The sequence below is a fragment of the Paenibacillus gorillae genome (assembly GCF_000513275.1).
In the GTDB taxonomy this organism is placed as follows: Bacteria; Bacillota; Bacilli; order Paenibacillales; family Paenibacillaceae; genus Pristimantibacillus; species Pristimantibacillus gorillae.
Window position 1 is genome coordinate 42,310 of sequence record NZ_CBVJ010000112.1, and the last position, 13,713, is coordinate 56,022.

The window sequence follows — 13,713 nt, forward strand, 5'->3', positions numbered from 1 at the left end:
ATCCCCAACTTTCGGCTTGATCGGCAGCAGCCGTGAAGCACATAATAAATAAGAATGAACAGGGGGATTTCACATGAAGATCAACACGAAACGCATCGCAGCCGGCTTACTTGCAATCGTCTTAGCTGTGTCACTGGCCGCTTGCGGCAGCAGCAACAACGAATCCGGTACCAAAGGAACGAGCAACAAAAATGAAAGCGCTTCGAAAGACGGACAATTGAAGCCAGTAACACTCCGCTTCTACTTCCCGGGCGATAAACCGCAAGCTACGGATGAAGTATGGCAGTATGTATCCGAATTGACGAAGGACACGCTGAACGCCAAGTTCGAAATCAACTATGTCAACTGGAATGACTTCAAGAACAAAATGAAGCTGCTTCAATCTTCCGGCGACAACTATGATCTCAACTTTGACGGCAACTGGCTCGACTTCCCGAATGCGATGAACCGCGGCGGTTACCTGGACATCACTGACCTGCTTCCGGAATATGCGCCAACACTGTACAAACAATACACCGACAACAACCTGCTTGATCCAATTAAAGTCAATGACCGCGTCTATGCGGCTCCATGGACAGTCAAGAAAACAAGCAAACCGATCGTATGGTACCGTGGTGATCTGGCAGCTAAAGGCGGCTATGCAAAAGATAAAGTCGAAACTGTAGAAGATCTGGACGCTATGCTTCATGCGATGAAAAAGGCAGATCCTGCGATTCTTCCGATCTCCTTCCGTCCGGACAACTGGTTCGGCGATATTAGCCGGGTATTCCAAGAGAAATACGGCTATGAAGATCTGAACTTCCATGGACTCGTTGTCAAAATCGATGATCCAAAACATACGGTAATCCCTTGGGAGCAAACAGAAGCATTCAAAGAATACGTTACGTACATGAAAAAGTGGAACGAAAACGGCATCATCCCTAAAAACCTGCTGGCAACAAAAGGAACAGAAGGCGACTTCAGTGCAGGTACGATGGGCGCAGCGATCAACCAAATCGATGGCGGTATTCTCGAAAATCCGAACACGTTCAAACCGCAAATCGCTGAGCAAGGCGCGGTCAAAACATGGTCCGAGTTCTACCCGGACAGCAAATGGGTGCTTGAATCGCCTCTCGGCAACGCTGTTGCAATCAATAAAAATGCATTGAACCCAGAAAGAGCAATCATGTTCCTCGAGCAGCTGACAACGAACGAGAAACTGTATGATGCTGTTATGTATGGTATTATTGACAAAACGTACAAAGCTGACGGACGCAAAGTATCCTACATGGATGGCCAAGGCAATGGTCAGCCTACGAACTATCTCGACTGGGCGGGCCAATGGGGCTTCTGGCGCACAGAATTCCAGAAGGAAGATTCCTCGCGTACAGCGAACTACTTCAAGCAATACGATGCATTCATCAACCGTCCGAACAACATCGTCTCGACGATTAACTACTTCGTTCCGGACCAAGCAAGCATCAAGACGGAGAGCGCGAAGCGCGAGCAAATACTGAGCGAGCTTGGCCTGCTCTTGATGACAGGTATCAACATTAAAGACGTCGACAAGGATGTCCTTAATTTCATTACGAAAGAGAAAGATGCGGGTACGGATAAAATCGTAGCCGAAGTCCAAAAACAACTGGACGCTTACTTGGCGAAGTAAACGCAACTGAATCGCTCCAAGCGTTCCCGAAAACTTGCAGCGATCGCGAATGGCAGCTTTTTACTAGCCATTCGCGATCGTTTTTGTCTATACTAGTAAACGTAAATTGGCAGCGCTTATATGGCTAGGGAGGGAGGCATATCGATGTTTCAATGGCTCAGACTCAAGAATAATTCCTTATTCGTTCGCACTCTCTTATCTTTCACGATTCTGGTCATGATCGTCATCGTGACCATTACATTAATCTTTTCCAACCTATATTCCACAACGCTGTACAACCAGATCTCCCGCGAGCAGGTGAAGGGTCTGGAGATGTTAAGCGAAAATATCGACAATCTGTTTAAAGAGATGGACCAGATCTACTTGAATCTTGAGATCAACATAGACATCGAGCTTTTCTTGTCTTCCCGATCCCATGATGCTTTGGGAACTAATAAAGCCCGGCTTCAAATATCCAACATACGTCAGATCAATCCCTATATCCAGTCCATCTTCGTCTACAACTCTGTCCTTGACGAGTATATTGTCGAAGGCGAGCCTGGCTTTGATGTGGACAGCTACTTGAAACGCGACGCTTCATTCCAAAAAAGCGTGAACGGCTCGCGTACTATTTATTTAACCCGTTTGAAAGAATCGGAAGTGACTCCGTCCTTCCTTACTGATAAAAAAGCAAAATACATCATTAGCATGGAATATACGAACCGCAGCGTGAACGGCGAGCAGCAGACCGTTATCATTAACTTGAACGACGATTTGCTTGTCCGTGATTACTTGTCCAAGAGCGGCGATCTGCTGATGCTCGTCGATGTGGACGGCAATATGATCGCGCACAGCAATATTGATGAGATTGGCCAAAACATTAAGGATACCCCTTCATTCCAAGCGGCTAGGAATTCAATCGCGGAATCGGGCGATGTCATTAATAAACAGGGAAATGACCGCACGTTGACTACGTTCGTCATTAACCGGACGACCGGCTGGTACGTTCTCGGGTCTACGCCCTATCAGAGCCTGATACAGCCGATTCAAGACAAACGGAATGAATTGCTTGGCGTATGTCTGTCTATTTTGTTGTTATGCCTGGCGCTGATCTTTCTTATTTCGAAAAAGCTATACAATCCCGTACAACGGCTTACGGAGTTGTTCAAAGGTTCTCAGTTCAATGTCGGCAGCACTGCCTCAAGCGATATTTCTTTGATCAGCCAGGTTTACGCGGAAACGCTGCAGCATATGCAATCACTTGAGAACAAAAACCGCGACAGCCAGCAACTGATGAAAAACAATTTTCTCCGCAAGAAGCTAGTTGCAGATGAATCCGAGTCCATAGTAAACCAGAATGTAGACGACTTTAAGCTTCGTATCGACATGGATCGGCTTTTTCTGAGCGTCATTAAGATTGACGGGTATTCGCAGCTCGATGGACAAAGTGCAATGGTGATGGAATCTGTCCTGCTCCAAAGCGTGACCGAGCTGTTGAATGATGAATTCCGCTATGAGGCGCTGCAGATGCCTAAGGGCGAAATTGTGCTGCTTATCAATGAGTCGGAAAACGTCGAGGACGGCTTTCAGCATTTACTAGATAAGCTGGGGAGTGTCAAAGATTCCATTGCGGTTACGTTAGATATAACCGTTACGATAGGCATCAGCAGCCCGATTGACGCCTGGGGAGATTGTCCTCAAGCTTACCTTCAAGCTCAGGAGATGGTGAAGCAGCGATTCGTTCTGGGGTTAAACCGAATCATCTATCCGCAATACGTGGAGGAGATGCTCGCGCACAGCTTCGACCTCCCTACTGAGATTGAACAAAGCCTGACGGCCGCGATCAAGCGCAACGACCGGGAACGTTTTATAGAAGGCTTGGAAAATATGGCTGCTCTGCTGCGGGGATACGTCCATGCAGATGCCACGCAGGCGCTATTTCACGTGCTGCTCGTCTGCATTACGCAGATGAATCAGATGCTGAATGACGAGAATAAAAAGCTGGGGATGCGATTCGGAGAGCTGAACCTGATCTTCACGGAGATGGAGACGCTTGGCCAAGCGAAGCATTGGCTGCTGACTCAGTTCGATGAGTACCGGAAAAGCCTGGAGAGCATTCAGCATCTCAAAGAAAATAAATTTTACCGGAAAATCGAGGAAACGATCCAATACATCCAGAACAACTACTCCGACAGCAATCTAAGCGTCGAGATGCTCGCCGAAGTCGCCGGTTATACGCCTAACTACTTCTCCAAACTGTTCAAGGAGATGACCGGCATCAATTCCGGTGAATACATCCGTAAAGTCCGTATTGGTAAAGCGAAGGAACTGCTGAAGAACGATGAGCATAAAGTAAGCGACGTGGCGGAAATATGCGGCTACGTCAACAGCAGCCACTTTTACTCCGCCTTCAAGAAGGTTGTCGGCATGACGCCTTCGGCGTATCGGGAGTTTGCGCTGGCGGAGAAGGAATAGGGAAAGTAAAAAGGCTGAAGGCTCCTCTTAAGAAGGAGCTTCCAGCCTTTTTTGTGTTATTTATAATGCGAAGTTGTTAGCGGAACAAACACGGTGCCCCCGCTAGAAATACTGCCTTCAACAAACAATTCTTCAACTCCGCCAATGTTAACCTCAATCGTTGTCAAGCCATCCTCTGCTTTAATAAGCTTTACTTCTTTTAAGATAATATCTTTTTTAGTATCTTTAACGGTAATATTCTTAAGGTCGGAGCCGATAGCTGCAATTTGCAGTTGAAGCGTTTGATACTGTTTATTAGGATGCAGCATAAAGTTGACGCTGCGGTCTCCAGTACCATTATTGAAATAGGCCTCTTTGTAATCCTTGCCCTTATAGGAAGTGAAGGCCGGGTCTTTCGTGTAATACATATCATCGAAGCCAACAGACAAAGCTGTGCCTTCGACTTTCTCTCCAAAAATAATCGTTTGTGTGGCTTGGTCATAATCGACGGCTACACCTAGTGCATCCGCTATTGCTCTGGCTGGAACGTAGTTGCTATTTTTATACTCGATAGGTACGATTGCACTTCCTTTAGCATCCTTTAGCTGCACGAGTGTCCCATTTACTTTAACTTTCACACCGGGATTCAAGTATGCTTTAATTTCTTGCAGCTTTGTCGCTGCATATGCTCCAGTGCTCATACTTGCCAAAATCGTTACTCCTAAAATTGCGGCCATCGTTTTTTTCTTCAAACTTCATCTCTCCCTAATATATGAAAATAGATGAAAATATATGTATACTATACTTTGGAAAAAATTAATATACAAGTTAGAAAAGCACTAATTACAACGAAAGGGCCGCCCAATATCGAAGCTACTTAACTATAATCTTCAATGACCGATATTTTGCCTTCTTGGATTTCAAATACAGACTTCCCCTGAAGCCGAATCTTATCTCCCTTTTTCAATCCATTGGGCAAATCTGCTGACAATACGGCTTTCAGCCTGATTCCTTTATTCGCCAGATGCCTTGCAAGACTTCCTCCTTGACGCTCTCCCGCAGCGAGTAAATGACAGGTGCCGAAGGTATGTCGAATTTCAGATGAGAATGGGGGATTTCTGTCAGTATGGTGCCGACTGAGCAGCCTTGTTTATCATAAATTACGTTCCAAAATATTCTCGATCTGTTGTCCTCCGTACCCCATTTTTCAAGAGAGTTGCGGAAAACCAAGCACTTGCCAATAACGAAATCATTCTCATTGAGCTTCTCCATCGTGCTGAAGCCGGAATCCTCCAGCTGTTCGAATATGAACGGCATAAGCTGATCCAAATAAAGGCCATAGGCCGCATCTTCAATTTCAGCAAAAGCAGCCGTCAATTGCTCATGCATCGATTCGTATATAGACCTCCACTTAGACTCGATATAACCGTTCGCCACCTCACTTATTTCTTCGATCGTCATGTCTTCCCGGAAAATCGAGGATCCGTTCACCATATTCAAAAACCTCCTTCTCTTCATTTCAAATCCATTGTACTACTCGCAAGCAAATTAGAAGGTTATGCACAATAAGAGAAGGAATATCAGCTGTTTTCATTGAAAACCTTGTAAGGAAGTTTAATCTTTAAAGATGTGGCGGGGAGAGATGACAAGTTGACGATGCGTCCCAAAAAACTGGCGGAGAAGTTTAGGATCAGCGCCAGTACGATAAGGAATTACGAAGCCAAAGGCCTGATCCCTCCAGCTGAGCGGTCACCAAATGGTTTTCGTATTTATACGGAACTGCACGCAGCCTATCTTTCGTGCATCCAAGCTATGGCCCAGCCGTTCGGAATGGAAGTGACTGCCGAGGTTCTTCGTTGTCTCCATCAAGACAAACCTCAATATGCAATGTGGATCATCAGGAAAAAAGAAATCGCTTTGTACGAGGAAAAAGAAAAATTAGAGCGGCTAATCGAGGATATTAGATCTTACTCTATCGAAAATAAAGCTTCGTGTGCCGAGGAGCTTTTCACCATTAACGAAGCATCCGAACTGACGCAGATTCCCAAGTCGGCGATTCGCTACTGGGATCAAGCAGGATATGTAATGGCGGATCGGGACCCTACCAACCGTTATCGTCGCTACAGCGGATCTCATTTGCTAAAAATCAGGCTGATTCAAATGCTGCAAAGCTCCGTGTATTCAGAAGATACCGTGAATTTCAGGCAATCTATCGCCGCGACTAAACATACTGACCTGGAAGGCATAGTGAATGTGGCTGAGAATATCAGGGGGTATTTAGATAGAATACTGGAATCTCAAATGCTTGGGATTTCGAATTTATATGAGTTAATTCAGTTTACAAAAGCTTAGGGGCATTCAAGTGCTTTCTGAAGCTGAATGTGAACGACCTCGTCAGGAAGACGCCTTCGGCGTTTGCGTTTGCGAAGAAGGAGTAGAGAATGTGAAAAGGCTGGATGCTCCTCCTAGAGAGAGCTTCCAGCCTCAGTTCTATGTGCACATAAAAAGGAGTAACAAACCGTTGCCTGTGCAACTTATGAACAATTTGGCGTCTTTATTCTACCATTGACATAGTAATGAATTGAATAATAAAAATTATCTGTATAACTAAATTCAAATTTAACCTCATTATAAACAGCCTTTATAGAAGACTTTTCATCATTGACAGAAAAGCCCTTGTCGCTAAAAAATCTTTTAAAGTCTTCAAATGCTCTTGTTTCTAACACTAGTTCCAATTCAGTGGTTTCGTTTTCAAACTCTGCACACTTTTTAAAGTAATCCAATGAAAGGGTATCATATTCTTTTCTCATTTCGTTAATTTGATCAATTAGTGATGCTTTGCGATCTGCATCTTTTTTAACTTCTCCCAATCCACACTGGTTCCACCTTTCTTTTATACGGTTGATTGCAAAATGCAATACTTCAATATCAATTAGCTGATAAGAGCGCCTTCATCTTTCATACGTTTTTCCACTTCCTCAGCAGCGTTTTTCTTTGAAATTAGTTCCGAAAACAATTCGTCATATTCTTCCACTTTACTTAACTGAAGAAACCCAACATCGAGTGTAGCCTGTTCTTCACGATTAATTATTTTTTCAAACAAATTTTCTACTTTTCTATATGCTTCAGTATACTCATCCGAACCAGAGTCTTCACCGTCATTTTCACGTAATAGCTCGTATATAACTTTTGTTTTTTTATCATTTGATATATCGCCAATACCGATAGCATTTTCAAAATTCGATATGGAACCAAAAACCCTTATATTTTCATTTGCTTTAAGAGCAAATATGTTTTTGCAGTTTGTTAGTTGTGCTTTTAATGTAGTTGAGGAGTGCTTATCATGGTTATCTACATCGTGTAATACATCATAATGAGAATTAAACTGATTAAGAACTTTCATTAACGTTGCAATTGTTGCTTTCCCTCTGGCACGTATTATATGAACGTTATAATTTTTTTGCTTAGCAAAATGTTTAAAGGCAATATACTCAGTATCTCCTTCAACTATGACGACTTTATTGGCAAAGAAAAATTCATTCACGTATGAATCAACATAATTTAATACCTTCATGTTTTTAATATCATTCTTATCAAACTGCTCACTGACTGATTTGAATAATTGAATAGCTTCTTTTTCACCAATCCGAAACACCTGTATAGACGTATGTTTTTCAGATAAGTCTATTAGTATTGGAGAATGAGTCGAAATCATTAATGGCATTTTTCGACCTATTTTGTATAGTGAGCGACTTAATGCTCGTACAGCTTCGGGATGAAGAAAAGCCTCTGGTTCATCTATCAATAACAATTTGTTTTCGTCTTCACCCATAAGTTTTTTCTCAATCATATTCTGAATGAGATATATTAAACTCATTCTTTGTAATCCCGTACCTTGATTAGATAGTGGCATCCCTGTTTGCTTACTACTATCTATATGAACGCTTGAGCTAGTTGATTTTAGTATATCTGATGCTGAAAAACCTACACTTTCCCCACCAGTAACATTTAATGATAAATGTTCGTTTGAGAAAAGCATTTGTAAATTTTGTGAAACATCGCTACTGACATTTTGAAGTATCTTGTCTGTATTTATTTTAATTTTTCTCAGAAATTGTGGATAAGATTCTCTTAGTCGAGAATATTCCTGAGCTAGTAAGTAAAGTTCTCTCTCCTTTTCTGTATCACCCTCAAATCTTTCAAGTTTTTGTAAGTCACCTTTTAGTATCTCGGAGTATATATTTTGAATCAATGCATTGATGTCATCAGGTAACATAGATGGAGTTATGTAGAAAGGCTGATTACTCAGGATTTTGTCTAGTTTTTCCTTCAATTCATGTCTAGCTTTAATTTCAACACCAGTTTCATCATAAAAAGCAGGGGCGGACTCAACCTTGTATTTTTTCACGATAGTAATCTTTTCATTATCGGAACCAAACACGGCTTTCAGGACTATTTCCTTATCTCTATCTGAAAAACAATCGTTCGGGATAGTCTTTGCTTTAGCTTCTCTCTGAAAAAAACAATTAATTGACTCTAATATAGTAGACTTTCCCGTATTATTTCTTCCTGTTAAAATAACAATAGAATCATTAGAAAAGTCTATTGTAAAAGTATCCTTAAACACCTTGTAATTTGTCACACTAAAACTCAATAGCCTCACCTAATACACCCCTTTCATAATTTAGGTCAATCATACCATATGTTGGTTCTTTAGTCATATATCTCAAAAGTTGTCGCATTTCGTCGCTAATTCCTCACAGAATGCAAAAAGAGAGGCAATACCTCTCTTTAGTTACGCCAATATATCTCACCACAATTAGTTTCGCTTTCAATTAGTAGGTAGCAATCAATATGTGACAATTGTTCTTGCTTCCCTCTCTAGATTTAGCATCGCAGCATCTACCTTTAGTTCCATTCTTTGCTTTACCACTATTTGTGATACGGTTCAACCGTAACATCTATAGAGCAAATTTTGGTGCAATTTCAACAATCCACGCTTTTGAAGCTTGGTAGTAATTAAGGCACCTCCTTTTCAACATCGACTGAAAATCCACCATAAGTCAAACTAATTGGGTGAATCGACATTTTCATCCATATCATGGTACTATAGTAATAAAAGTTTGTAGGAGGTATGTACTATGATAGAACGCTTGATATTGAATGATGCCGCTTATTTTTATCGTAGTACGGGCAGGCTCACCTCAACTCTCATCAATTCAACTTTTCAACTAGTTTCCAGAAGCAAAACTGGGCGCTTGGTATCTAAACTAGTTAATGAAACCAAAAATTATGATGATAAGGTTATCAATTATTCACTGTGTATATTTAGAACGAAAGGAAAGCCTAGTTTTCTCGATTCAGCAGGTTCCGAGGAAGAGCAAAGATATTCATATGTATTACTGATACAATACTCAAATATGCTAATTGTTAGCAAGAAAAATGTTAGTGGTGTTGAGAAGTTCCTTTCGGAATACATTAATGAAATTGATTATGTCACCATCTCCCGGCTGTTTCTTAATGATAGAGCTTTCTTCGAGAAGTTTTCAATGTCAAACATGGACGTTAGTGACACTGCGGTACGAAGAAGAAATATTGAAGCTATGGATCTTAAAAGTTCGTTTTCTCCTATATATGCTAGCAAGTACATTTTAAACTCAATTAGAATTAAAGACCAAGATAGTAATAGAATTACACTTGCTTTAAATACATCAAAAATTAATAGGCTTGGTAAGAAGGGTTCCTTCGATGATTACCTACGGTGGGTCATTGAGGTTGTGGATAAAATCGAAAATTTCCAACCGCAGGAAAGTTACTTAGATAACTTTTCGACCCCTATAAAGGTTCAAGAGACGTTGGGTCGACTTGTCCCCACAAGTGTTCTATTCCACTTTGGAGAACTGTTAGATCAATTGGATAGGGGAGATGTTGAACGTATAGAGTATCGAGCCGATGAACAAAAAATACGGACCATTAATTTTCAACATTTCATAAACTCTTTTAATACTTTTTGCGAAGTTAATGTTACTAACATTGAAGGAACCGAACGAGCTATAAACTGGGTGAAAAATCCTATTGACAAAAGACTGGAATTGAAAAAACTTAAAACTTCTATGAAAATCAACTCGTCGTCCAAGCTAAAAAACATCTACATTGTTTATGCTGCATCCGAGGTAAGACTTATTGATTACATAAATAACACACAAAGCTTTATAGTAACATTTTCAGAATTTGATGTTGTATATACAAACAAAAGGTTGTTCAAGGACAATAAACTACTTGCTAATTTAGAAACTTTTATAGATGTTTTTGAAGAGTACCCCGCTCTAGAAAGTACTCTCTCAGAAAAAGGAAACGTTGAATCACATATGACTCGATTTGAAAGAAATACTCTCTTTGATTTTGTTGATTCCGTCCTAGCACTTAACTCAGACTATCTATTTTGTGACGATTTTGGAAATGAATTCGCTGATTTTATTTCTATAAAAAATCAAAATAGCGTTTGTTTTTATCATGCAAAGCATGCATCATCCCAATTTTCAGCTAGCGATTTCCAAGTTGTGATTGGTCAAGCATTAAAAAATATAGGAAACATGACCCCATCCACTGCTCAACTTGAACAAAAAAGAACTCGTTGGAACTCTCTTTACTCTGGATCTAGTATTGCAATGATGCGAAAAGGAGACAGCATTGAGAATGGAATTGCAAGCTTTACAAAAACGCTGAATCATCCTAATGCAACAAGTCATATCTACATCGTAGTAAATTATATTTCAAAAAGTAGAGTTATATCTGAACTCAATGAGCTAAGACATGGAGGCAACACATCGGCACAAACTATACAACTATTTTGGCTACTATCATCCTTTATTTCTACGTGTAAAGAGTTAGGTTTCCAAGCTCACATAACCTGCAAACCTTGAAAAATTGAGTATCCTAAGTAATTATTGCAGTTACAAAAATTTCGCTTTACTTATGATACGGTTCAGCGAGATTAATCTTCAACTTTAAATGTTGATTCTTCGTTGATTTCCCAAAATAATCTTCATTTGTTGATTCAATGCATATCTTCGTTCGAGGAACATTGAACTAATTATAGAAGTATGAGAATACATTCTGCGCGGTCACAATGTATACATATTCTGAAGCCAATTGTTGACTCCGTGTTGACTTTGAAACATAAAAAATACATCGCCAGGCCCTGTAGACCACTTGGCGATGTATTTACAAACTTCATACTGCTATGTCTTACTCGTCCCCCACCGCAACCGGATTCTCCCGGTTGCTGCTCCAATCACTCCAACTCCCCGCATAAAGCTTCACGTTCTTAAACCCCGCGCTTTCCAGCGCGATCACGTTCGGCGTCGCAGTCACACCCGACCCGCAGTAGACGATGATCTCATCGTCCGGCTGCAATCCCGCAAAACGTTCAAGCTGCGCCTCAACAGGCTTCAAAGCGCCGGCTTCCTCAAAGCCGTCCTTCCAGAAGCGGTTCACCGCGCTTGGAATATGTCCAGCAACGGGGTCGATCGGCTCGACCTCGCCGCGATAGCGTGGAGCCTCGCGGGAATCGATGATAGTCACATCATCACGGCCAATCCGTTCACGAACATATGCAGCATCCACCACAATTCCTTCTTGCACCTGAGGCTTGAACTGCTGACCCGCAACGCCCACTGGAGGCTCTGTCGACACTGCTTCTCCTGCCGCTTGCCAAGCGGCAAAACCACCAACTAGAATAGCCTTTTCCCCATCATGACCTAACCATTTCAGCAGCCACAGCAAGCGCGATGCCATTGCCCCGCCCTGATCGTCATAGGCAACGACCGTCGTATTGTTGCCGACACCAATAGCGCCTAGCTTGTCCGCCAACTGGCCTGCTTCAGGCAATGGATGGCGTCCGCCACGTCCGCCGGGCTGTTTTGGCCCCGACAGATCCCGCTCCAAGTGAAGATAGAACGCTCCTGAAATATGACCCGCTTCATAAGCCGTTTCGCCTGCCGATGGATCATTCAATAGAAAGCGGCAATCTGCAATGACGATTCCATTGTCCTCTTTTGTTTTCGCCGCTAATTCTTGCACTGAAATATATTGCACCATAGTTATCCGTCTCCTCTACACCATTATTTATGTACATTTACACCCAAGCGTCATTCGCATAACCGCGTTCTTCCCAATAGCCGACATGCTCGCCTTCGATCAGCTCAATCCGGTTGAGCCACTTGACCGATTTGTACGCGTACATCTTCGGCACGATCAGGCGCACCGGTCCGCCGAGATCGCTCGGGATCGGCTTTCCGTCATGCATAACGGCGACCATCACATCATCCAGCCCTGCCTGCTCCAGCGTCAGCGTATCTGTATAAACACCGTCTCCGGAATAGAACTTCACCGTCTTGGCAGTTGCCTGAACACCTGCTTCACGCAGGAAATCCTTCAAAGAAATGCCTTCCCACGTATTGCTGTAAACCGACCAGCCCGTCACGCAGTGGAAATCGCTCACCTGCACCTTGCGCTTAAGCGCCACGAACTTCTCCCAGTTCCACTTCATGGGCTTGTCTACAAGACCATCGATGGTAAAAGACCAATTATCATTATTGAAAGTCGGGATTGGCGTAACCGTGTATATTCGAAAATTACCCCGTGCCCCTCCACCGCTTGGCGGCAGCGATGCAGGCAGCGGCTCTGGCGGCGGCGCAAGATGATTGCCGTCTCTCGCTAAGATCTCGTCAATGGAACCGCCCCCTCCTAGACCCGGTCCAAGCGATTTCCCCAGCCATTGAAGAAACGATGGCCCCACTACGACGGCAAGCCCTGCGCCAATCGACCATTTAATAACGGTACGCCGGCTATACACCGCTTGCGGTCCAGCCGCAGGATGAATGCCACGCCCGCCTACACCCACAACTTCTTCACCAGAAGCCGTCGATTCGTCGCGGATCGTCCTCCGCTGCGGCTCCTTGAGCCATTTTGCGCGGGTGATAGAGTGGTAAATGATATAAGGCAGTCCGATCCATGTCAGCAGGTCGTGCACGACGAGAGCGGCATTAGCCCATGCGGGGCCAACCGCACGGAACTGCCAGAGCAGTATCCCGGAAATAAACCAGCCAAGCAGCAGCCCTAGCACCACCAGTACATTGAACCGCTGCCAAGGCTTCTCCCTCAGCTGCTTCCAATGCTTGCCCGCCAGCAGCAGATAGTAGATGACCGGCATAATCGATGCGATCCCGACGACGATATGCAGTCCTTTCAGCCATACGCGGCCTTCGCCGAGAATGCCTCGCCAGAAGCCTCCGAGCAGTATCAAGCCAGATATCGCCAAAATCACAACAATCCAACCGTTCCATGTGTGCAGTCTTACGAGCTTTTTCCCATACCCTTTACGCAATTTAGCCAGCCAATTCATCGTATGTTCGCCCCTCTCCGCCTCCTTGGCGGTGACCTGCTGTTCTTAGCCTTATTATAGCAATCCCGCTTAACGGCGAACAACCCTGCCACAAGGCAGGGTTACCGACCGCAGACCGCATATCCAAAGCCTGCCCTTACTTTTACAGCCAACTCCCCATCCTTGCTGCACATAAACCTAACCGCTAGCCGCACTAACCCTTATCAAGCCGCCAGTAAAACACCTAACC

The 13,713-nt window shown here is 43.3% G+C and carries 10 protein-coding genes; 4 read left to right on the forward strand and 6 right to left on the reverse strand.

Annotated elements, in window-relative coordinates:
* Window positions 1-73 precede the first annotated feature (73 nt).
* Both TY10_RS21530 and TY10_RS21535 read left to right on the forward strand, forming a co-directional pair.
* Window positions 74-1,645, forward strand: coding sequence for a DUF3502 domain-containing protein (locus TY10_RS21530; protein WP_042168088.1), 1,572 nt, complete (start codon window positions 74-76; stop codon window positions 1,643-1,645).
* 144 nt (window positions 1,646-1,789) lie between these two features.
* Window positions 1,790-4,099 (forward strand): AraC family transcriptional regulator, encoded by a 2,310-nt coding sequence (locus TY10_RS21535; RefSeq protein ID WP_042168091.1) that lies wholly within the window; start codon window positions 1,790-1,792, stop codon window positions 4,097-4,099.
* Window positions 4,100-4,155: 56 nt separating this feature from the next.
* On the opposite strand, the gene TY10_RS21540 is transcribed toward TY10_RS21535, so the two are convergent.
* Together TY10_RS21540 and TY10_RS21545 are read right to left on the reverse strand one after the other, a co-directional pair.
* Complete coding sequence (locus TY10_RS21540; RefSeq protein ID WP_042168095.1) at window positions 4,156-4,830, reverse strand: stalk domain-containing protein; 675 nt, start codon at window positions 4,828-4,830, stop codon at window positions 4,156-4,158.
* A 247-nt stretch (window positions 4,831-5,077) separates the two neighbouring features.
* On the reverse strand, window positions 5,078-5,572 hold the full coding sequence (locus tag TY10_RS21545) for a DUF6022 family protein (RefSeq protein ID WP_042168097.1): 495 nt from the start codon (window positions 5,570-5,572) through the stop codon (window positions 5,078-5,080).
* A gap of 162 nt (window positions 5,573-5,734) precedes the next feature.
* Between TY10_RS21545 and TY10_RS21550 the strand changes: the two genes are divergently transcribed.
* Window positions 5,735-6,430 (forward strand): MerR family DNA-binding transcriptional regulator, encoded by a 696-nt coding sequence (locus TY10_RS21550; RefSeq protein ID WP_042168140.1) that lies wholly within the window; start codon window positions 5,735-5,737, stop codon window positions 6,428-6,430.
* A gap of 182 nt (window positions 6,431-6,612) precedes the next feature.
* Here the strand turns inward: TY10_RS21550 and TY10_RS21555 are convergent, their stop codons facing one another.
* Both TY10_RS21555 and TY10_RS21560 read right to left on the reverse strand, forming a co-directional pair.
* Window positions 6,613-6,948: a hypothetical protein gene (locus TY10_RS21555; RefSeq protein WP_042168099.1), complete on the reverse strand. Its 336-nt coding sequence runs from the start codon at window positions 6,946-6,948 to the stop codon at window positions 6,613-6,615.
* A gap of 62 nt (window positions 6,949-7,010) precedes the next feature.
* On the reverse strand, window positions 7,011-8,741 hold the full coding sequence (locus TY10_RS21560; RefSeq protein WP_042168101.1) for an ATP-dependent nuclease: 1,731 nt from the start codon (window positions 8,739-8,741) through the stop codon (window positions 7,011-7,013).
* A 478-nt stretch (window positions 8,742-9,219) separates the two neighbouring features.
* Between TY10_RS21560 and TY10_RS21565 the strand changes: the two genes are divergently transcribed.
* Window positions 9,220-11,001 (forward strand): hypothetical protein, encoded by a 1,782-nt coding sequence (locus TY10_RS21565; RefSeq protein ID WP_042168103.1) that lies wholly within the window; start codon window positions 9,220-9,222, stop codon window positions 10,999-11,001.
* Between the two features lie 325 nt (window positions 11,002-11,326).
* Here the strand turns inward: TY10_RS21565 and TY10_RS21570 are convergent, their stop codons facing one another.
* On the reverse strand, window positions 11,327-12,178 hold the full coding sequence (locus TY10_RS21570; RefSeq protein WP_042168106.1) for a sulfurtransferase: 852 nt from the start codon (window positions 12,176-12,178) through the stop codon (window positions 11,327-11,329).
* A gap of 37 nt (window positions 12,179-12,215) precedes the next feature.
* Window positions 12,216-13,484, reverse strand: coding sequence for a molybdopterin-dependent oxidoreductase (locus tag TY10_RS21575; protein ID WP_042168108.1), 1,269 nt, complete (start codon window positions 13,482-13,484; stop codon window positions 12,216-12,218).
* Between the last annotated feature and the right edge of the window lie 229 nt (window positions 13,485-13,713).